Source organism: Carboxylicivirga agarovorans (genome assembly GCF_050589845.1).
Taxonomy (GTDB): Bacteria; Bacteroidota; Bacteroidia; order Bacteroidales; family Marinilabiliaceae; genus Carboxylicivirga; species Carboxylicivirga agarovorans.
In genome coordinates this window covers 183,021-205,073 of sequence record NZ_JBNGPA010000009.1, presented here as the reverse complement: position 1 = coordinate 205,073, position 22,053 = coordinate 183,021, and the positions used below count along the sequence as shown (strand labels likewise).

The 22,053-nt window shown below is 40.1% G+C and carries 16 protein-coding genes; 8 read left to right on the top strand and 8 right to left on the bottom strand.

The genetic code is table 11. From position 1 onward, the window contains the following. Positions 1-14 precede the first annotated feature (14 nt). The 5 genes from phoR to ACRD69_RS11935 all read right to left on the bottom strand — a co-directional run bounded on the left by phoR (position 15) and on the right by ACRD69_RS11935 (position 5,929). Positions 15-1,799 carry a sensor histidine kinase gene (gene phoR, locus ACRD69_RS11955; protein WP_430815324.1) on the bottom strand — a complete coding sequence of 595 codons (1,785 nt, stop codon included), beginning with the start codon at positions 1,797-1,799 and terminating at the stop codon, positions 15-17. 17 nt (positions 1,800-1,816) lie between these two features. Continuing rightward, positions 1,817-2,503: a two-component system response regulator PhoB gene (phoB, locus tag ACRD69_RS11950; protein ID WP_430815323.1), complete on the bottom strand. Its 687-nt coding sequence runs from the start codon at positions 2,501-2,503 to the stop codon at positions 1,817-1,819. A 313-nt stretch (positions 2,504-2,816) separates the two neighbouring features. Next, positions 2,817-3,962, bottom strand: a complete 1,146-nt coding sequence (locus ACRD69_RS11945; protein WP_430815322.1) for a porin — start codon at positions 3,960-3,962, stop codon at positions 2,817-2,819. Between the two features lie 411 nt (positions 3,963-4,373). Then, positions 4,374-5,303 (bottom strand): carbohydrate kinase family protein, encoded by a 930-nt coding sequence (locus ACRD69_RS11940; protein WP_430815321.1) that lies wholly within the window; start codon positions 5,301-5,303, stop codon positions 4,374-4,376. Positions 5,304-5,314: 11 nt separating this feature from the next. Continuing rightward, positions 5,315-5,929 (bottom strand): IMPACT family protein, encoded by a 615-nt coding sequence (locus ACRD69_RS11935; protein ID WP_430815320.1) that lies wholly within the window; start codon positions 5,927-5,929, stop codon positions 5,315-5,317. Between the two features lie 244 nt (positions 5,930-6,173). Here ACRD69_RS11935 and ACRD69_RS11930 point away from each other — a divergent pair, with 244 nt between their 5' ends. The 5 genes from ACRD69_RS11930 (at position 6,174) to ACRD69_RS11910 (ending at position 11,146) form a co-directional block, all read left to right on the top strand. Further along, positions 6,174-6,626, top strand: coding sequence for a YybH family protein (locus tag ACRD69_RS11930; RefSeq protein ID WP_430815319.1), 453 nt, complete (start codon positions 6,174-6,176; stop codon positions 6,624-6,626). Positions 6,627-6,725: 99 nt separating this feature from the next. Continuing rightward, the gene (locus ACRD69_RS11925; protein WP_430815318.1) at positions 6,726-7,241 is read left to right on the top strand and encodes a KdsC family phosphatase; all 516 of its coding nucleotides are present in this window, start codon (positions 6,726-6,728) and stop codon (positions 7,239-7,241) included. A gap of 28 nt (positions 7,242-7,269) precedes the next feature. Next, positions 7,270-8,211 carry a geranylgeranylglycerol-phosphate geranylgeranyltransferase gene (locus ACRD69_RS11920; protein WP_430815317.1) on the top strand — a complete coding sequence of 314 codons (942 nt, stop codon included), beginning with the start codon at positions 7,270-7,272 and terminating at the stop codon, positions 8,209-8,211. Positions 8,212-8,392: 181 nt separating this feature from the next. Beyond that, complete coding sequence (locus tag ACRD69_RS11915; RefSeq protein ID WP_430815316.1) at positions 8,393-8,965, top strand: Maf family nucleotide pyrophosphatase; 573 nt, start codon at positions 8,393-8,395, stop codon at positions 8,963-8,965. A gap of 21 nt (positions 8,966-8,986) precedes the next feature. After that, positions 8,987-11,146 carry a S46 family peptidase gene (locus ACRD69_RS11910; protein ID WP_430815315.1) on the top strand — a complete coding sequence of 720 codons (2,160 nt, stop codon included), beginning with the start codon at positions 8,987-8,989 and terminating at the stop codon, positions 11,144-11,146. A gap of 945 nt (positions 11,147-12,091) precedes the next feature. Here ACRD69_RS11910 and ACRD69_RS11905 read toward each other — a convergent pair. Together ACRD69_RS11905 and dinB are read right to left on the bottom strand one after the other, a co-directional pair. After that, positions 12,092-15,058, bottom strand: coding sequence for a DNA polymerase III subunit alpha (locus ACRD69_RS11905; protein ID WP_430815314.1), 2,967 nt, complete (start codon positions 15,056-15,058; stop codon positions 12,092-12,094). A 148-nt stretch (positions 15,059-15,206) separates the two neighbouring features. Continuing rightward, positions 15,207-16,439 (bottom strand): DNA polymerase IV, encoded by a 1,233-nt coding sequence (gene dinB, locus ACRD69_RS11900; protein ID WP_430815313.1) that lies wholly within the window; start codon positions 16,437-16,439, stop codon positions 15,207-15,209. Between the two features lie 436 nt (positions 16,440-16,875). Between dinB and ACRD69_RS11895 the strand changes: the two genes are divergently transcribed. The 3 genes from ACRD69_RS11895 to ACRD69_RS11885 all read left to right on the top strand — a co-directional run bounded on the left by ACRD69_RS11895 (position 16,876) and on the right by ACRD69_RS11885 (position 19,565). Further along, on the top strand, positions 16,876-17,319 hold the full coding sequence (locus tag ACRD69_RS11895) for a transposase (RefSeq protein ID WP_430815312.1): 444 nt from the start codon (positions 16,876-16,878) through the stop codon (positions 17,317-17,319). A gap of 336 nt (positions 17,320-17,655) precedes the next feature. Beyond that, entirely contained in the window at positions 17,656-18,369 is a 714-nt protein-coding gene (locus ACRD69_RS11890) for an XRE family transcriptional regulator (RefSeq protein WP_430815311.1), read from the top strand. Between the two features lie 578 nt (positions 18,370-18,947). Then, on the top strand, positions 18,948-19,565 hold the full coding sequence (locus ACRD69_RS11885; protein ID WP_430815310.1) for a T9SS type A sorting domain-containing protein: 618 nt from the start codon (positions 18,948-18,950) through the stop codon (positions 19,563-19,565). Positions 19,566-19,799: 234 nt separating this feature from the next. Here ACRD69_RS11885 and ACRD69_RS11880 read toward each other — a convergent pair whose 3' ends face one another. After that, on the bottom strand, positions 19,800-21,548 hold the full coding sequence (locus ACRD69_RS11880; protein ID WP_430815309.1) for a BspA family leucine-rich repeat surface protein: 1,749 nt from the start codon (positions 21,546-21,548) through the stop codon (positions 19,800-19,802). Between the last annotated feature and the right edge of the window lie 505 nt (positions 21,549-22,053).

Genomic DNA, 22,053 nt, shown 5'->3' with positions numbered 1-22,053 from the left:
AGGAATATAGGCTATCAGCCATTGAACTTAGGTAAGTTGAAATAAAATTCTGCTCCTCCGTTGGCACCGTTTTTTACAGATACCTCACCTTTATGTGTATTAACGGCGTGTTTAACGATGGCTAAGCCCAGGCCGGTGCCACCCATTTTTCTTGAACGACCTGAATCAGCGCGGTAAAAGCGTTCAAAAATTCTTGCCAGGTGTTTCTTTGAAATTCCTACGCCATCATCAATCACAGAGAAGTAATAGTATTCATCATCTTCGTGATACATGTCTACTATTATCGTTACCTTTTCTCCTGCATAAGCTAAGGCATTATCGATCAGGTTTTGAAAGATGGATCCAACCAGTGATTTGTTTCCTTTAACCTTAACCGTATTATCGATTTTCAGAATAATGGTGGCTTGTTGTTGCGTAATGAGTTTTTCGCGATCTTCAATGACTTCCTGAACCATCTGTGCAACGGCTAACTCACTGCGCTCGTAATGATCGCCTTCCTCTTCAATACGGTTTAGTAAAACGATGTCTTCAATCAGGGAACTTAAACGGTAGCACTGTTTAGTAGCTTTTTTTATAAAGTAGTCTTTTTTATCCTCTTCGATATCTTTGTTGTTAAGTATTGTTTCCAGATAACCACTGACCGATGTTACAGGTGTTTTTAGTTCGTGGGCGATGTTGGAGGTCATTTGTTGCTTTAGTAACTTTCTTTTTTCCAGTTTGGTTGTATCGTTTATGAAAATTTCAAAGCTCTTATCCTGGAATACAATGCATTTAATCTCAAAGTAATAACCACTCTTTTTAAGGGTAAACTCTATTTGAGGTAAGTCGGAATTATTATCGTTAACAGTGCTTTCATTCAGGTGTATATCAAGAAACTCCTGTAGTTGCTGAAACTCCTTTATTTCAAAGATTTGCTCGGGATTAATTGAAGATTGTTCTCCTATCAGGTTCAGGTACTGAACAAAGTGAGTGTTGGTTAGTATCGTGGCTTTTTCATTAGAAAAAAAGCCAATGCCTTCATTGAGTACATACAAATGCTTAATTAGCTTTTCTTTTTCTGCACTTAAAGCATCTTTTGCTTCTGCCAGCTTCTTGTACATTGATACTATTTGCTTGCCTATCACCCCCAGTTCATTCTGCGGGAACTGATAATCTTCAATAAATGGTTTGTTCTGGCGCGCCTGAATGGCAAAGTCTTTTAGCTTCGTAATACTCTCACTCATTTTTCCTGTGATGTATGAAAGAATAAGCCAGGTCACCAGAAAGAGGGTGGCAATGAAAAAGAGAAACAGTTTTTCCGCTTTTAAGAAGTTTTGAACTTCAAGGTTATAAACTGCAGCTACACGTACATAGTATTCGTCGTAATAATGGGCGTAATAATAAAAGTCTTGTCCTGTTGTTTCTGATTTACGAATATTGGATCCGGTTTTGGATTTAGAGGTTTTGGCTTTTTCTATTTCGGGCCGGTTCAAATGGTTTTCCATGTTCTTGTAATCTTCAACAAAGCTGTCAAACAGAACATTGCCCTTATTGTCAATTATCGTTAGTCTTGTATCATGTGCCGGAATTATTTGCAGTAATGAATCCATCAGTTGGATCTCATCATCAGTTATCAGCTTGTTTTTACTTATAAAGTTATTGCTTAGTTCAGTGATGGAATTTAATGAGGTCTCAAGTTGAACTATCTTAAAATGTTTTTCCCTGTTGTATTGAAAGGCAACAAACGTTAGAGTAACAATAAAAAAGATTGAGAAGTAGTAAAAAAACAGCTTTCTTTTAAAATTGATATCAAACCCCATAAAATTATCTGTTAAAGTCAGGTTGCAAAGTAGTAGCCTAATCCCGGACGATTTTTAATATACTCGCCATACTGTTTTAGTTTTTTTCTCAGCCTTGTAATATTGACATCGACAGTACGGTTTGTAACAACAACGTTATCACCCCAGATTGTCTCCAGCATCTCATCACGTGAATAAATCTTATTTTTATTCTCAAAAAGCAGTCTTAGTATTTGAAATTCTTTTAGTGTGAGTTCCACCTTTTCATCATCAATTACAAGCGTTTTTGCTTCGAGATCAAGGATCATTTCATTAAATTGGAGTATGTTTTTTTTCGCTTTAGAAACAGAAGATGAGCGTCTGAGTGCGACTTTTACCCGGGCAATGAGTTCTTTAAGAGAATAGGGTTTCGTGATATAATCATCTGCTCCCAGGTTAAAACCGGTAAGCATGTCGTTCTCTCCACTTTTAGCTGTCAGAAAAATAACGGGTACATCTAATTTTTTTTCTTTACGAATAATGTCTATCAGTTTAAAACCCGACATTTTGCCCATCATTACATCTAACAACAGCAAATTAAATTTGCTCAAGTCCTTTTGTAAAGCTTCTTCGGCCGAATAGGCTATTTCCGTGTTATAGCCTTCGCTTTCAAGGTTAAACTGTAATATTTCACAAAGATCCTCCTCGTCGTCAACAATTAAAATCCGTTTAATATCCTCACTCATGCAAATTATAGTTTGCACTAAAGTAAGATATTTTTAAGCATAAATTAATTGTTTTTTGTGCTTAGGTCCTGATTATTGACATATCTCATAAATAGATCCACATGATAAACGAATTGGATACGGGTAATGAAAATACGGTAATGAATGATGAATCATACCGGAGTATTGTTGTATCTCAGTGTTTTATATGGAGGGTTTGCTTAGTCAGCGTATACACGATCTTGTTTAAACGAAGTGCTCGCAACAGATTCATAAAAAAAACCTAAGCCTCATAACAAGACTTAGGTTATTTATTATCTCTTTATCCCTGGTTTTAGAATTGGAATTCCATTTGGAACCTGGTTATAATCTGATCCTGACCCATAACATTATCACGGAAAGTGACATCACCCTGGAACTTAAAGTTGTGGCCAATGATGTATTTACTTACACCCAATGTATAATCTGTTATTTCATCGTGAAATTCTGTTTCATTAGGTTTTGTAAATGAGTAACGTCCGGATAACTCCCAGTTATTTTTGAATAAATAACCGGTTTGAACGTTGGCACCGTAACCAGTGTAATAAGCATCGGCTATTTCACCGTCCTGATCATACACAAACTCGTTATCATCAGTTACCGAACGGTTGGCAGCTTCAATCATTAATGAATACCCACGGTATTTAAGCAGGAAGTCACCACCAATGTTTAACAGATCTGCCTCTCCATTAATTACAGTACCAAGCTGGCCTCTGTCTTTGTAGGCATCAACATTGTAGTTGGTAAATGCTGCAAAAGCAATTTTAGGTTTTTCTTCACGGGCCAAATCTGCTGATTTGTATAGTCCTTTCTTTGAGAATTCACCCAAAGGAAGAACCTCTAATTTTCCTGTTAAGCTGATGCCAGGTGAATAATTATTGTCTCTGATACCACTACCTGAAGTTACAGCCCAGCGATCGTAAACAAGGGCATTGCCAATCTTAAATTTGTGGTGTAACTGAATACCGGCGTCACGGTCAAGCGTGTAATATTTGTTGAAAACCGAACGATCAACCAACTGCATATTTCCTGAAGAAACAACCCGCTCACGGTTACTAGGTAATTTACCTTGTCCAAACCAAAGTTCAATGTTATTCTTTTTGTATTTAAACAATGCATCTCTTACATATCCGCCGGCAAGATCATACTCAATCTTATACACAAGGTGTTTGTTAAGAAAGTATCCGTCAAATTTCAAACGTGCACGTTTAACCCATGCTTTATTCTCAAATTCAGAGTCGGTAGTTGAGTTGCTCATGGTGTGAATGAAGTCCCATCTGGTTTGAATACGAGTAGTGAACTTCAGATAAAAAAGGTCATCATCAGTCTTGAATCGAATGCCTTTTCCGACTTGTGCAGACAAGTCATTAATTGTTTGTGCTTCAGCGCTGCCGTAGCATACCGATACCATTAAGGCGATTAATAGTAAAAAACGTCTCATTTTATTCCTGTGTAGTATTCCTATTTTACCAGAAAAATCATTCCCTCTTTTTTCTGGATGTGTTATCATATTTTCCGGGTGCAAACCTAAAGTTGTATTATTACGGAATGGTTAAGATCATGTTACAATGCTGTTACAATATTAATAAAGTTTTAAAGATAAGTGGATAGTCTTGACAAAAACAATTTTTGTTAAAGACTTTACAGTGAGTAAATAATGTAGTGATGGTATGGGGGTGTAGATGGAAGAAAAATTATAACATGAAGGCGTAACAGTGGTGAAATATGAATTTTCTTTGCCACAATGGCTAAAGAAATTGTGTACATCATGTATTGAATGATTACATTCCTTTGTGATGTTTTAATCAGTTGCTTTTTTGAAAGGATTAATATCTGCTGTAAGCCCTAGCAATCAGAATAGCTTGTTAAAGCTGTCTGCAAAGTCTTGCCTGGAGTTATAAGGTACTTTTCCTCCTGCAGTGGTTGTGGATAGCGCACCGGCTTTACTTCCCAGGTCAATGGCGTCATCAAGTGTTTTCCCTTCTACTGTAGCTGTTAGAAAGCCTGCTGTAAATGCATCGCCAGCACCAATGCAATCTACAGGTTGTTCATTCAGGTAGCTGGTGTATTGCTTTGTTTTATCAGACTGAAGCATTTCTATTCCAGCACTGCCACATGTTTTAATAATGGTTGTGGTGCTGATAGTGCTTAAGGCTTCAGGGGTGACACTGTTACCGGCTAATAACAATTCAAATTCCTTTTCATTGGGTAGAAAGTAATCCAGAAAGGGGAAAAGAGCCTTTAGGTTAGTATTCCATGTTTCCTCCACATCCCATTGCGGATCGAGTGAAGTGACTGTATTAGCCTCCTTTAATTTTTTATACAGGTCAGGAAGGTTGTTTCTGAAGTGAGGCAGTACATATGGATTTGACAGGTGAAAGAATGGTGTTTTCTCAATGAGCTGCCAGGGCAAATCGGACGGACTTAGCTCAGCCATGGCGCCTGCATGAGTTAAATTGGCCCGGTCTTCATCTTTAGACATAACAACCGTGCAACCTGTTTTGAAGCCGGTTTTTTCAACCATGTAATCGGTACATACTCCGTAAGATTGAATAAAGGCTTTGAATTGATTTCCGAAATGATCATTACCAATAGCGCCAACATATGCCACTTTAGCTCCCAGTGATGCCATGTGAGCTGCAACAATACCCGCTGAGCTGCCCAAGGCCAGTTCAAACTGATTGGCAATTATTTCTTCTCCAAACCCTGGTAGTCGGTTAAACTGGTTAAAAATTAAGTCAAGGTTACAATCACCGGTAATAACAATATCAAATTTCTTCATGTTAAGATCTATCAAATCGTTCTCAGGTATTCTATGTCTACAGATTCAACCTTTTCAAGCCTTTTAATTATTTTATCAACATCAGATTGGCGACAATTCCAGTCAATAGAACAGCGCAGGTTAAAATCTTGTTTACTAATTTCCGGAGCCTCTTCTTTCATTATTTTCATAATGTCGTTCATCACGCCGTAATCAAAGTTGACCCTGTAAAAGTCATTGATTGTTTTCTCAATGATGCTTCCGTTTTCAAAAGCGTCGATCGTTGCTTCCTTATAGGCATGTATAAGACCGCTGGTACCCAGTTTGGTACCTCCAAAATACCTGATCACGACCACCAGTATATTGGTTAATTCATAAGAGCGAATCTGACCTAATATGGGTTTTCCGGCAGTGCCCGAGGGTTCTCCGTCATCATTGGCCCTATATCTCTTTCCATCGGTGCCCAGCTGCCATGCGTAACAGTGGTGACGCGCATCATAATACTGTTTTTTCAGGTCACTGACATGCTCTTTGATCTCCTCTTCACTGTATACCGGGTAGGCATAGGTAATAAACTTGCTGCCTTTTTCTTTGTATATGCCTTCAGAGGCGCTTTGTAAGGTATTGTAATTATCGGGTGCAGTCATTATTCATACGAGTATTTGCCAACGAAATTAAAAAAAAAACCGTGCACAGTGGCTAATAATGCTTTTTGAACGCCTCCTGACAAGACTATTATTACAAGAGTATCGGATTTTTATCCATATGAATGGAGTATTGATGGTGGTAAGCCCCTGTTAATTCCGGGCAACAGGATTGCTCATGTCAGCTATAACTAAGGTGACATAATTTGCTTACTTTTATTGCGACAATAATTGAAACCAGTTAACTATGAAAGTAATTTATCTGTTGGTGGTCAGTATTCTACTGAGTGCCTGCCTTCATCAAACAAATGAAAACAGTGTAATCACAAGTGTTCATGAGGATGTAAAACAAACCATTCTGGAACAAATGGAAGCATCAAGGCAATGTTGGAATAAAGGAGATTTTGAAGGGTATATGCAAGTGTACTGGCAATCAGATTCGCTACGGTTTATGGGCTTAAACAGTTTGACCAAAGGCTGGCAATCAACCCTTGATAACTACAAAAGAGGGTATCCTACCGCCGATCACCGTGGTGTTTTAGAGTACCGGTTTAAACACTTTAATCAATTATCAGACGATTGTGTGCTGGTGATAGGGAGTTTTCACCTGGAACGTAGTATTGGTAACGCAGAAGGTAACTTTTCATTGATCTGGAAACGTATTGACGGTCATTGGAAGATCATTGTGGATCATACCTGATGGCATGATGTGGAAGCACATATTAATACAAAGAAAGGCTCTTCATTATTACCGAAAAGAGCCTTTTTGTTATCTTCGCATTAAAACCAATATCTTGAGATGAGCAATTTCAAAGAAGATTTAATGAAGGTGAAGGCTTTTGTCTTCGATGTGGATGGTGTTTTATCATCACAAATGATTCCCTTGCATCCGTCTGGTGAGCCCATGCGAACAGCCAATATTAAAGACGGATTTGCACTGCAATTGGCGGTTAAATTAGGTTATCCGGTAGCTATTATCTCGGGTGGCAATACGCAGGCTGTTAAAAAACGCTATGAAGGCCTGGGACTAAAGCATGTGTATTTGGGAATTTCGGACAAATGGCCATGTTTTGAGAAGTGGATGGAAGAGACTGGTATAAAGGCCGAAGAGGTGATGTACATGGGGGATGACATACCCGACTATCCGGTTATGAAACGTGTTGGTATCCCGGTTTGTCCTGCCGACGCTGTTGAGGAAATTAAGTCGCTCTGTAAATACATATCAGATCGAAAAGGAGGAGAAGGAGCTGTGCGCGATGTGATGGAGCAGGTATTACGCGCTCATGGTAAATGGGCTTTAGATTATATTTGGTAAGATATATACAAGCTAAAGCAAATCGCAAATGAAATATTTAAAACTCATCCGGTATAAAAATATACTAATGATAGGGGGCATGCAATATGCCTTGCGTTATGGTTTAATATTACCCATTCTCAGTCATTATGAGGTGAGTCCGGTATTATCGCATTTGCGCTTTGCTTTAGTAGTTATGTCTACGGTATTGCTGGCTGCTGCCGGCTATATTATTAATGATTACTTCGATATTCGCATTGACCGGATTAATAAACCGGGAAAAGTATTGATCGGGCGTCATATTGCCCGAAGAACAGCTTTGTTTTTGCACGTATTACTAACGATGACAGGCATTTTAACAGGCTTGTTTATAGCCTATGTGGCCCGCAAGGAAATATATGCACTGATGTATATTGCTGTTCCCGTACTGCTGTGGTATTACAGCACTACCTTTAAAAGGCACATTGTCATTGGTAACCTGGTTATCTCATTTTTAACCGGCATTGTTGTACTGTTGGTAGTGTCTGTTGAATTTGCCATGCTAACCAAGGTATATGGTGAGCAAATTATCAGAACAGAGGCCTGTTCAACAGCCTGGTTCTATACCACAGGATTTGCCATTTTTGCCTTTCTGTCTAATTTTATTCGAGAGATCATTAAAGACGCTGAAGATATAAAAGGCGATAAAGCAGTGGGATGTAAAACATTGCCCATTGCCCTTGGCATCAAGCTGACAAAGGTATTTGTACTGGTTCTTGAGGGTATTTCATTACTGGCCATGTGGGCCATCTATTTTTATGTCGATGAGTTTAGCTCTGTTCCACTGGCGCTCCCTTATTATATTATTGGTTTAACAGTGCCGCATGTGCTGTTGATCTACAAATGGATAAAAGCTGATAATAGCTCAGATTATCATCAGGTTAGTAATTACAGTAAGCTTGTTATCCTGATGGGCATCATCTTCATCCTCCTGGTTGGGCAGATGTTTTAAAACACATCGTTTATCTTACCGGCTTAAATGGGCAGGGAGAGCGGCTAAATATTATATATTTGCGTTGCTTTGCTGGATTGTCGATCTGTAAACTGTCCAATGGACATCGTATTTATCAGGGGTTGCACTGTTCACAAAGCAGATGATATGAAATACCGGATTAGAAAGATAAACGAACAGAGTGGAGCAACAAAAAATCATATTAGCATCGCAATCGCCTCGCCGTAAGGATTTACTGTCGCAATTGCAGATTCCTTTTGAGGTACTTGTTAAGGACAGCGGAGATGAAATTTTTCCGGATGATATGCCTGCAGAAGAAGTGCCTGTTTACCTGGCTATTCAAAAAGCACAGCCATACAAGAACGATTTAGAAGCTGATAACGTAATTGTTATTACTGCTGATACCATTGTTTGTTGCGATCATCATATTCTTGGAAAACCCGCGGACAAAAACGAGGCCGTTAAAATGCTGCAAATGCTTTCAGGGCGGGAGCATGAAGTAATAACGGGTGTGGCCTTAAGCTCTGCTACGAAACAAGAAACTTTTACTGTATCCACCAAAGTGTTTTTTAAACAATTGACCCTGGATGAAATTGATTTCTACATTGATCATTACAAGCCTTTTGATAAAGCAGGGGCCTACGGCATACAGGAGTGGATTGGAATGATTGGCATCGAGCGAATTGAAGGCTCCTATTTTAATGTGGTCGGGCTTCCGGTACAACGCCTGTATACTGAATTGAATAAGTTTTAAACATTACATAAATCAACAAAAATGATAAAGAGACTATTATTGACATTGGTTGCTGCATTGTTGTTGCAAACATATGCAAAGGCTGATGAAGGTATGTGGATACCGATGTTGTTGAAAAAATACAACATTGAGCAAATGCAGGAAATGGGCTTTAAGCTTACTGCCGAAGATGTTTACAGTGTTAATGAAGCTTGCCTTAAAGATGCAGTGGTTATTTTTGGCCGTGGATGTACGGGTGAGTTAATTTCCGATAAAGGCCTTATAGTTACTAACCACCATTGTGGTTACGGTCAGATCCAGTACCATAGCTCGGTTGAGCACGATTACCTGACCAATGGTTTCTGGGCTATGTCGCCCGAAGAGGAGTTGGTGAATCCTGGTTTGACAGTTACCTTCCTTAAGCGCATGGAAGATGTAACGGCGCGTGTGTTAGAAGGTGTTAATGATGATATGAGCACCGATGAGCGTAATAAAATTATTGGTACTAACATCAAGGCCATTAAAGACGAGGCAGTTAAGGATACACATTACAAAGCAGTATTAAAACCGTTTTTCCATGGTAACCAGTACTTTTTATTCGTCAACGAGATTTTTAAAGATGTGCGTTTAGTAGGTGCACCTCCTTCAGCCATCGGAAAATTTGGTGGTGACACAGATAACTGGATGTGGCCACGTCATACGGGTGACTTCAGCATGTTCCGTATTTATGCCGATAAGGATAATAAACCAGCAGAATACTCAAAGGACAACGTACCTTACAAACCGGCCAAGCACTTCCCTGTATCATTAAAGGGAGTGAATGAGGGTGATTTTACCATGGTATTTGGATATCCGGGAAGCACTTATCAGTATGTGCCATCGTATCACTTAGAGATGTTGACTGAAACAGTGAATCCTAAACTGATTGATGTGCGTACTGCAAAATTGGATATCATGAATCGTTTTCAGGAGGCTGATCCTGCAGTTCGTATTAAGTATGCGGCTAAAAATGCACGTATCTCAAATAGCTGGAAGCGTTGGATCGGTGAAAACCGTGGATTGGAAATTTTGGATGCTATTACTAAAAAGCAGCAATACGAGGCCGGTTTTAATAAGTGGGCTAAGGCAGAAGCACCTGAATATGCAGAGTTGTTGAGCAAGTATGAAGCAGTTTATAAGGATTACACCAACTATAACCTGACCTATGGTTACTATCGTGAGATGATTCCTTCAAACGGTATTGAAATAGCTAACCTGGCAGGGCAAATGTCGGCCTTAAAAGCCATGTATGAAGCTGAGGAAGTTAATGAAGAGGCTGTTAATGGAGTAAAAGAGAAACTGCTTGAGAGGGTTGAACTGTTCTTTAAAGATTACTACCAGCCATTGGATAAAGAGATATCGGCCAAACTATTGGGCATGTATGCCGAAAATATTGATGCTGCTTTCCAGCCTGATGTATACGCTGTTATCAAAGGGAAGTACAAAGGAGATGTCAGCAAGTATGTTGATTATTTGTATGGTAAATCCATATTTGATGAAAAGGAAGCAGTGCTGGCATTTATTAACAATTTCTCGGCTAAATCAATCAAGAAACTGGAGAAGGATCCTGCATATATATTGAACAACAGCTTTAAGGCGGTTTACAACGATAAGGTATATCCTAAAATGAAGAAATACCGCAATGAGCTGGCCGACTTAAACAAGGCTTACATGGCGGCACAAATGAAATTTGAGTCAGACAAAGTATTCTATCCGGATGCCAATTTCACATTGCGTGTTTCATACGGACAGGTGAAAGGCTACACAGCCAGAGATGCGGTTTATTACAAGCACTTCACTACTCTTGAAGGTATTATGGAAAAAGATAATCCTGATATTTATGATTACCGCGTGCCTGCAAAGCTGAAAGAATTGTATGAAAACAAAGACTACGGACGTTATGAAGTAGATGGTACAGTACCAGTGTGTTTTGTAGCTACCAACCATACAACAGGTGGTAACTCGGGCAGCCCGGTTCTTAACGCTGAAGGTCATTTGATCGGTATTAACTTTGACCGTGCCTGGGAAGGTGTAATGAGTGACCTGATGTTCAACCCAGAGCAGTGCCGAAACATTTCTTTAGATATGCGCTACGTGTTGTTTATCGTCGATAAGATGGCGGGTGCAAGCTATTTGTTAGATGAAATGACGATTATTGAGTAGAATAAGAGGAAGTTCTTCTATATAGGAAGGGTCATCGCTTGAGCGATGACCCTTTTTGTTTTCGTTGATAACTAAGTTGTCAACCAAGGGCTGTAGGCCTGATGTCATCGTAGCGCAGGGGAAAGCTTAGTGACGCCCTGGGTTACATGATCCTCACCATCCCGCTGCAATTGAATATTAACTTGTACAGGAATTTACCTGGAACGGAATGTGTATTTTAGTTGCCTTACCAGGCGGGTTTTCTTTTTCCATTGCCGAAAAAGAAACAAAAAGTCTAGTCCAATTAATGCTTCATCCCACATCCTTGATGAATTTTTCCATCGCACAAGCCATTTTCCCCCGCATTCATCTGCGTCACACCAACGCAGGCTCGCGCCAATTGGACCGGCCAACACACTGTCAAAACTATCGTTTTGAGTGGGGAAGGGCTACTGTATACTTGGAATTACTAGCTAAGTTACCAATAGCGGGCTGAATACCCAGCTTATTCCAGCCAAGGGTAAAGCTTCGCGACACCCCGGGTTACATGATCCTCATCAACCCGCTGCAATTGTATATTTCCTTGTACAGGAATTTACCTGGAACGGAATGTGTATTTTAGTTGCCTTACCAGGCGGGTTTTCTTTTTCCATTGCCGAAAAAGAAACAAAAAGTCTAGTCCAATTAATGCTTCATCCCACATCCTTGATGAATTTTTCCATCGCACAAGCCATTTTCCCCCGCATTCATCTGCGTCACACCAACGCAGGCTCGCGCCAATTGGACCGGCCAACACGCTGTCAAAACTATCGTTTTGAGTGGGGAAGGGTTACTGTATACTTGGAATTACTAGCTATTGACAGCTAGCCTATCAATTCGACAGTACGACAGTTAAACGATTCATCAACTTTTAAACTGATAAACAAATCAACAAATAGCCAATAACAATCCTTCTCCAACCGCAACTTATATAGCCGTATTCAGGCTATGCCTTGTACTTTCCTGTAAAGACATATTACTTAAGCGATACATCTGGTTGACTTCAACAGAGACAAATCCATACTCTTCAACCACCTTGCCACGTATTAAATAACAGCCGGGCCCCCTGAAGGGGAAGCGCTTAAATGAATGGGCAAAGTGAACGGTGTCGAGCCAAAAGCCATCAAGGTCGAGAAAGGTGCCAAATGACATGCTTTCACCCTTGCTGGTGCGTGTGGGCTTACGGGTTATTAAATAGCCCACAATAGCCACTGTTTTATTGATGAGGTTGGGCAGATCGGCAGCCTTTAACATGCTGGGCAACTGCTTAGCCAATAGCTGAAAGGGTGAGCTGAGCGGGAAACCCAGTAACTCCAGTTCGTCAAAAGCATTTTCGAGCTCGTGCTCCCACAGATCGGGGAGCTCAAACTCACGTACTTCGGGCTGAAAAAGTGTTGGTTCAGGTTTGGTTACTTTGCTGTGCCCAAGCAGATGATGAGCATCCCACAATAGTTCCTTTTTTGTTTTGCCTGTAAAGCGGAAGGCATCAATGCGAATTAATATTAATAGTTGTTCAAGTGAGATGGGTACACGATTCACGAAGTCGGACAGGCTGGTAAATTCACCAAATAGACCACGTTCATTGAGAAGCATCTCTACTGATTTTTTTTCTAAACCATACAGCATAAACAGACCTAAAAACAGGTGCTTGCCATATATCACACATGGCCAGTCGCTGCGATTGACACAGGGGGCTTCAACAATAGCACCGTTCATGCGTGCCTCGTGCAGGTATAGTTCGGCCCGGTAAAACCCACCGCCGTTATTTAATGTTGCCACCATGTATTCACGGGGGTAGTAGGCTTTAAGGTAGAGTGCCTGGAAGCTTTCTACTGCATAACTGGCCGAGTGTCCTTTGGCAAAAGCATAGTTGGCAAAACTTTCGATCTGTCGCCATATATCGGCAATGGTTTGTTCGCGGTAGCCTTTATTACGGCAGTTGCTAAAGAATTTTTCGCGCACTTTCCAAAACTCATTACGCTGCCTGAACTTCCACGACATACCGCGGCGCAGTATATCGGCTTCATCAAGCGATAAACCGGCAAAGTAATGAGCCACTTTAATTACATCTTCCTGGTACACCATTACGCCGTAGGTCTCTTTCAGTATGTTATACAGTTCGGGTAAATCCTCACGGGCCTGTTCCCGTCTTTGGAGGTTTTGAAAGCGAACGATGTATTCACGCATCATGCCACTTTTAGCCACGCCGGGACGAATAATGGAGCTGGCAGCCACCAGACGCAGGTAATCGTCGGCTTTAAGCTTGGTAAGAAGCATGCGCATGGCTGGCGATTCCACATAAAAGCAGCCAATGGCTTTTCCTACCTTTAACAGATCCTTTATGCGCTCGTCTTTTTTTAACATGTCAATGTTGTCAATATCAATTTCTTCGCCGGTGTTTTTACTGATGATATCCAGTGTGTCTTTGATCTTGCTGAGTCCGCGCTGGCTCAGTATATCAAACTTGTGCAAACCCACATCTTCGGCTATGTACATATCAAACTGTGTTGAAGGAAAGCCTTTGGGGAGTAACTCTGTTGACGAGTAGCAGGCAATGGGTTCTTCTGAAATAAGAATACCGCTTGAATGAATGCTGCTATGGCTGGGAAAGCCATCGATAAACCGACTGTATTTGATTACCCATTCTCCATACTTATTACCACTGGCCGATGAAGGATTTTTTTGCAAAGCTACAATCTCATCATCGGGAACACCAAATACCTTGGCAATTTCGCGAATGGCCGATTTGTATTTGAACGTAATGTAATTACCCAGCAGGGCCACACGATCGTATCCATAGGTTTCAAAGATGTAGCGTGTCACGTCATCGCGGTCGGTCCACGAGAAGTCAATGTCAAAGTCGGGTGGCGACTGGCGGAAAGGATTAATAAAGCGTTCGAAATACAGATCCAGGTCAATGGGATCAACATTGGTAATGCGCAACAGGTATGCAACAAGGCTATTGGCGCCGCTACCACGGCCAATGTAATAATAGTTTTGACTACGTGCGTAATCAACAATGTCAAGGGTAACCAGGAAGTAGGCGCAGAAACCAAGTTCACGAATAACCTTCAGCTCTTTGTTCATGCGTTTAACCACTGCCTCGTCTTTACCCGGGAACCGGTAGGTCAGCCCTTCTTCGCAGCGTTTTTTCAAGCGTTGAAAATCGGCTTCTTCAGAGCCTTTAAAAACCTGTTTGTTTTTATTGGTACCAAAGTCAAAATCAATGCTGCACGATGTCAGCATGCGTTCTGTGTTTTCAATTATTTGCGGGTATAGTTTGTAAAGCCCGAGCAGATCAGCCTTCGGCATGATCATATCGGCCAGTGTGGCCTGTTCTTCCTGTGGCAGTTTGCTTAATAGCGTGTTTTTATCAATGGCACGTAGCAGACGATGGGCATTGTAGTCATGTTTATTTCTGAAGGTGCAGGTATGTTTGATCACCAACTTGTTTTGTTGGTTTTTCCATTTTGAAAAGGGCAACTGTTTCAGATCTTCAGGAGAAATACCAATGAACTCATTGTCGCGTAGCTCATCATCGGCATGAGAAAAGGGGTAAACCACATAAACATTATTGAACTTAGGAGCCTGTGCATCAAAATCAAGCTTTTCGTGCAGGTGCGGAGTCAGGTATTCGTTGATTTCCCTGAATCCTTTATTGTTTTTAGCAATGGCCACGTATTGTTGCTGTACCCCATTACGAAAATCAACTCCAACAACAGGTTTGATATTGTGTTGAGCAGCCAACCTGGCAAAATCAATGCTGGCTGCGGTATTGTTGATGTCGGTTAAGGCAAAAGTATTATAGTCGTGGTAAACCAGTACTTTGATCAAATCTTCAGTAGATATGGTGCCGTATTTAAAGCTATAATATGAATGACAGTTTGTTAGCATTTCTTTTGTTTATCAGTTTAAAAGTTTAAAAGTTGAGGAGTTGATGATCCCGATAATAATCGGGAGTCGGATTGCTGGCTGCTTAGTTTCCCCTCACAACTCCTTTCTCCCCCGATAGCCATCAGGGCCTCATCTCTCTTTAACGCTACTAAGGGCTAAGCAGCTGTTTGGGCGTCGGACTGATTATTTCACCCTCCATTTGCCCGTTAAAAGGATTCATCTGTCTAACGTGCCGTGCTCTCATTCCCTGGGCACGCTTAACCGCATCTTCACCATATCGTCCCCGCAGGTTATCCATGGCCTGGTATAGTTTTATCATTTTAAAGGAATCTTCGAATAGGCGAATTTGATAGCTGCCGCCCACCAGGTTACTGAAGCGCACGCCAATTAGTCGCACCAATACACGGCGGTCGTAGACTTTTTCAAATAAGTCTTTCACCGTTTCAATCAATGTATGATCCAGCGAGGTATATGGGATGCGCTTTTGTTTTGTGTGAGTCTGAAAGTCGGAGTAACGTACTTTAACCGACACGCACGAAGTTAGCTTATTGCTGTTTCGCAGTTGGTAAGCCAGGCTTTCGGCCATACTCAGCAATATGCTTTTGAGCTTATATACATCAGTGGTGTCTTGCTCAAAAGTACGTTCGGTCGAAATGGATTTACGTTCGCTCCAACCTACCACCGGTGTGTTATCAATGCCCTGTGCCTTTTTCCAGATAACAATGCCATTCTTACCCAGCAGGCGTTCCATCAGTTCAACAGGCATCTCCTGAACGGTATGCACACGTTCGATACCCATGCGTCGGAGCAGGTGGTAGGTTTTATTGCCCACCATTGGTATTTTTTTAATTGACAAGGGAGCCAGAAAAGGCTTTTCGTAGCCGGTTTCTATTTGAATGTGGTTGTTGGGCTTGGCCTCGCCCGTACCTACTTTAGCCACTGTTTTGCTGGTAGATAGACCAAAAGATATGGGTAGTTTGGTGTCGTGTATGATTTTTTCGCGTAGTTCCTTAGCCCATAAATAGGTAGACTGAATATAGCGATCCATACCGGTTACATCAATATAAAATTCATCAATGGATGATTTTTCGAACAAAGGAGAACGTTCACGAATGATGTCTGTTATTTGATTTGAAAATTCACTGTATGCCTGACTGTTTCCTCTTATAACCTTGGCATGGGGGCACAGTTGCCGGGCCATGCGCATGGGCATAGCCGAGTGTATGCCGTAAGTACGGGCTTCGTAACTGCAGGCAGCTACGACTCCTCTGTCTGAAGTGCCACCAATGAGCACCGGTACACCTATCAACTCTTTATTTATCAGTCGCTCGCACGATACAAAAAATGTATCTAAATCCAGATGTAATATTGATTTGTCCATTATTGTCGATTATATCGTCATTTATCTGTTAATAATATAGTCATTGTTTGTATATTTGTACAGTCTAATGACGGACTATTTTTAAGTGGAAAACAGAAGTTGCTGGAAGAGAGCGTGAAAAAAATAGGTTTAAAAAATATAGATTTCCTTATTAAAAGAGGGGAGTGTTCAACCCTTTTCAGGGTTGTATTTTTATTTAATCACTAACCATGCATTTCATACATGGTTATTCATGTATTATCCCTTTGGGATAAAATCTATGAAGTCAAATGATGATGTGTTTTAAGTGATTGACATGTGATGTTGAACCCTATTAAGGGTTCAATGTGAATAGCTTCGGATGGAATCCGGAGTGCCTTGTACGGTTATACAGCAACCCTAAAAGGGTTGAACAGAAAAACAGAGCTAATGATAAAAAAACATACAGAATAAGGTTATGAGCACTTATACTCAAATATTGTATCAAATTATTTTCTCAACAAATGGAAGAGAGAGGAGCTTATCTGGAGACAGAGCGCGCTTGTATCGGTTTATATGGGGTGTTTTGAATAATAAAAAGTGTCATTTGTATCGGATTGGAGGAGTAGATGACCATATCCATATTATTGCAGGTATCCATCCTATGCAAAGTTTAGCTCAATTGGTAAAGGATATAAAGCTCTCTTCTTCAAAATTTGTAAAAGAGGAGAAGGTATTTACTCAATTTAATGGGTGGCAAAATGGTTATGGAGCTTTCACTTATCATATAGATATGAAAGGTACTCTAATTGAATATGTAAAAAGTCAAGAAGAGCACCATACAAAAGTCAGTTTTAGAGATGAGTATATTAAATTGTTGAGTGAGCATGGAGTCCAATTTGATGAAAAGTACTTGTTTTGATAGAGCTTAAATCATCGACGAGTTATTATTAACCTGAGTTTGACATTAAATTTCGACCTCAGACCGCTTATAGATAGTAATTTACGAAAATTAAGGATGAAGTAATAATGGATTATTTCGAATCGTTTATTTGAAGTAAATTACTGTTTATAAGTGGTATTGCTCTTCGCTTTGTCTAAAAAGCCGATTAACTTCATTAAATTTTGTCGCAATAGTACACTATTACTTCAAAATTATAACTTGTTAATCAATTTTTTAGCTCAATCTGAGGTGTGAAATTTAAATCGAACTCAGGTTATTATCATTAAGATAGTGTAATACTGAAATTTTAGAACCATGTATTTTGCAGAGAATATTAAGTTTTTAAGAAAAAGAAAAGGCTTGTCGCAGAATGATCTGGCTGTGGTATTGGAGTTGACCCGGACAACCCTGGCAGGCTATGAAAAGAGTGTTCAGCCACCGTTTAAAACGCTTATCAGGTTTGCTGAGTATTTTAATGTGTCCATTGATGCCCTGGTGCGTTATAAGCTGGATGCTTTATCGGAGTTTCAGCTTTCACAAATTGAGGGAGGCTTTGATATTGATGTAACCGGCCAAAAGCTCAGGTTACTGACTGTTTCGGTTGATAAAGAAGGGAAGGAAAATATTGAGATGGTTCCGGTAAAAGCCCAGGCAGGTTACACCACTGACTATGGTGATACGGGCTTTATCGCATCCTTGCCAAAGTTTTCATTACCATTTTTACCACAAGACAAAACCTATCGTACTTTTCAAATACAGGGGGATTCAATGCTGCCTGTACCCGAAGGAGCCTGGGTTACCGGTTCGTATATTCAAAACTGGGAAAATATTAAAGATGGTAGTCCTTGCGTGATTGTGACCCGCGACGAAGGTATTGTTTTTAAAGTGGTGTATAACCAGATTGTTAAGAATGAGACTTTATTGCTTGTTTCCACCAATCGTATTTATAAGCCCTATGAGCTGGCAGTGAAGAATATTGCCGAGATATGGAAGTTTGAGACCTTTAACGGGTTTGAAATCTCTACCTAAGTGGTAGAGAATGAATTGTGTGGAAGAGTGTTAAATACAGGTGTCTGGTTGATGACTGATAAACTGTCGAACTGATAAGAGAGTTGATGAGTTGACAAGTTTAATAGTTTACAAGATGGTTTTGTTAAACTATTCAACTACTAAACTGACTTCTAAAACTATCTAATGGTCTGGTTGCCTGACTACTTCCGTCAACCGTCCCCGGACTTCTGTTACTCATCTCATTTCACTTATCGCATAGAGTTGGTTTATCTGGTGGGTTACCTGTTGTTTCTATTCTATGCCTGTATAGATGATCTGTTCATACAGGCATAGACAGTCTATCTACACCACGATAGATTGTTTGTCTATGCAAGCACAGATAGTTGAGCTAAGCTGTTAATTGTATTTAAAGGAATTTTGAAAGAGGTAGTTATGAAAGGGTATAATATTAATAGTCCATTCAGACATTGGGTGGGATTGAAGGGAGGCTTCGATTATAATTCAATTGCCTTCTATGAAACTGCTTAACGTTGAATATTGACAAAAGATTGATACTTAAGGATATTTGCATTTCAGAATAATAGAAACGAAAAGCCATGAATACTACTACGAATAAAATTTGGTCAGTCGCAATTATCACAGTGTTGTTCCTGTTAAATGCCAGGTCTCAAACAAATTGGAATGTTACAGTCAGTAACTTCTCTTTTGCCCCTGCAAGTCTTACAATTAACCAAGGTGATGTCGTTATCTGGAATAATACCCTTGGTACTCATAATGTTAATGGAACGACGGCTACTTTTCCTAATAATCCTGCTTCGTTTGGAAATGATGTTCAGAGTTCACCTTGGGAATTTAGTTTTACTTTTAATATAGCAGGTGAATACAGATATCAATGTGACCCACATTCAGGAAGTATGCAGGGTACGATAACGGTGAATGCAGCCACTTCAATTATTGGTCAAGATAAAGATGAGATTAAAATATATCCAACACCAGTCACAGAGTATCTGTTTATTGAATTTGGTGATAATAAGGCTGGAGCCTACTCCAGTATTCAACTTGTTAATATCAATGGACAAATTGTACATTCACAACAGATTGAGGGTAATGATGATCTTAAGATCAATATAGGGCATCTGCACCCTTCTATCTACTTTTATAGATTGCTGAATACTAACGGATCAATTGCCACAGGTAAGATATTGAAAAAATGATAAGTTGATCATATTCAAAAAGTAGTTCTCTATAATCCTGAAAATACTTCCTTACCAATTAATTCTCTGATGTTAATTCTTTAGGCTCTATTATAAATATTATCCCATTGCGTTAAGAGTCAATCATGTCATCAGCATTTCGCAGATGCGCGTGTATCATAGCTCACGCGTTTCTTTTTTAATTTCCCCGGGCGATGCCTTGGGGCAGGTGAATTGTGCCTTTGCGCCTCGTGTTTACAGAATATATATGGTTAAGGTAATGTCGCCGGTATTGAGAAGGCAATCGTTATCCGGGGTATATTTAAATACCAAAAACGAGCTGCCACCTATGGCATCAAGTGCTGCCAGCTGGCTTATTTCAAGTGAGTAATTGCCAGAGTTAAAAACATCAGTTGTTAAGGTAAGAGGATCTCCATCGGCATTGTTGCCATTTACATATTCCCAGGTGCCTGAGCCGTAAAAACCCATTAGATGATACAGGTTAATAATGGCATGGTTGGCACCGCATATGTTTATATTCCTGTTCTTTAAGTGCAACTCATCTGTAATGCTTAGATACAGCGCAGCAGTCCCGCGAATCGTTTCTCCGCAATGCTCTTCCTCTATGTTATAGCTTATTACAATTAAGTCGTTATTCTTGTAATTACTCAATTTATAAGCGGTCGGATCACTTATGGGAGAGGTCTCGCCATTTACCTGCCAGCCACCTGTAATTTTCGCCTGCCAGCTGGCTGTTAAGTTTTCTTCATCAATTATGTGGGTTAAATTAAGCTCAGTATTACGGCAAGCCGTTATGCGGCTATCATTAATGTATAAATGGTCGGGACGATTTTTGCCACCATCTGTAATATCTTTATAATCACCACTTTGGTCACCTGCTTTTCCATTTCCCCAGCCTGCATCAATTAATTGTTTGCGGGCATTGTCTCCCACACAATATGTGATTTCTTCTGCACCAAAAACGATTTCCACAATTTCATCAGCACCGCCAAGACTTGCTTGTACCTGGTTGTTCCAGGCTATTAGCAGCTTATCGTAGTTGGAACTGCTCATACCACAGTAATCGAGCATTTTAGTAGCATCTTTTAAAGATCTGATGGACCATTCACTAATATCCTGGTTAAAAATACTGGCTTTATAAAACATGTTTCGCATTGTTTCAACTTTTGCTGTTTTGTCTCCCCAGTTTAAGGGCTGATTGTTATTATTAAAACCATCAGACAGCATAAACATATAGCTCATATTTTTAACCGAACGAACATCCCAGTTACTAATGTCTTGATTAAATGCATCATTTGATCTAAACATTTGTTCCATAGTTCGTACATTGGCGGTTTTGGCATCCCAGTTAAGGGGCTGACCTCCATTGTTAAAGGAGTTTGCCGAAAAAAACATATTACTCATACTTTGCACATTGCTTACATTCCAGTTACTAATATCCTGATTGAAAGTATAGGCATCATGAAACATGTGACTCATATTTTGTACGCTGTCTACACCCCAGTTACCAATTTGCCCGTCGGGGTGTGACGATCCGTTGTATTTTCTGGCTCCCTGAAACATACCATGCATAACAGTTACATTGCTTAGAATAGGCACATCAGTAGCATTACTTGTTAGGTTATAACAGCCATAAAATGCCTGTGACATGTTAGCCCACTCTATATCACCCCATTGTTCAATGCTTAGTATTTTCTCTTTGTCGGGACTATCGTAAAAGAAAATGCGTGGGAAATCACCAGTAATTTTTATGGTGTAAATACCTGCATTACTGTAGGTGTGCTCAAAGTCATCACCGTCGCTAAAGGCCTGAATGGAACCATCGCCCCAATCAATGCCAAAATTGTAACCTGTACCTAAGGTTGGTATGGTTATGGTTTCGTTGGATTTGGTAGTTTTCCATGTGGTAATAAATGCTCTTTGAGCAAAAGCGCTTATGCTTAAAAATAATGTGAGTGTTATACTAAAGAAAAGTCGTGGCATATTAATTATGAACTAAATGGTCATGTAAGAAAATAGTTAATGACAGGGTAGATTTTTACTCAGCAGATAAGCATGAGCCCCCCGGTAAGTATATTACCACGACTTGGTATGCCTGTATACCATGTCGTGGTAAGCCTGCATACCATGTCTTGATAAGCCCGTATACCATGTCGTGGTATGCCTGTATACCATGTTGTGGTAATTAACCGGTTATACTTGCACAAAAAAGGCCTCACGGTGAATTCAATTAGCGGTGTCCTGACTATAAACCTAAACTTAGGACTGTTTGTATACTTAGTTAGATGTGGTTCCACATGTTCAGCTTGTGCGTTTAAATAATCTATCACACGATCGATAAGTTGAAGGACTAAATTATTTATATGTTGGGCACTTGTTTTCAATAGTACCTGTTTTACAAAGGGTGTTATTAATAACTCACAGAAACAAAGTTAGATGCTGGAAGCGAGTCGTGAGGTAGTAGTTTTTCCCATATTGTATGGGGAAA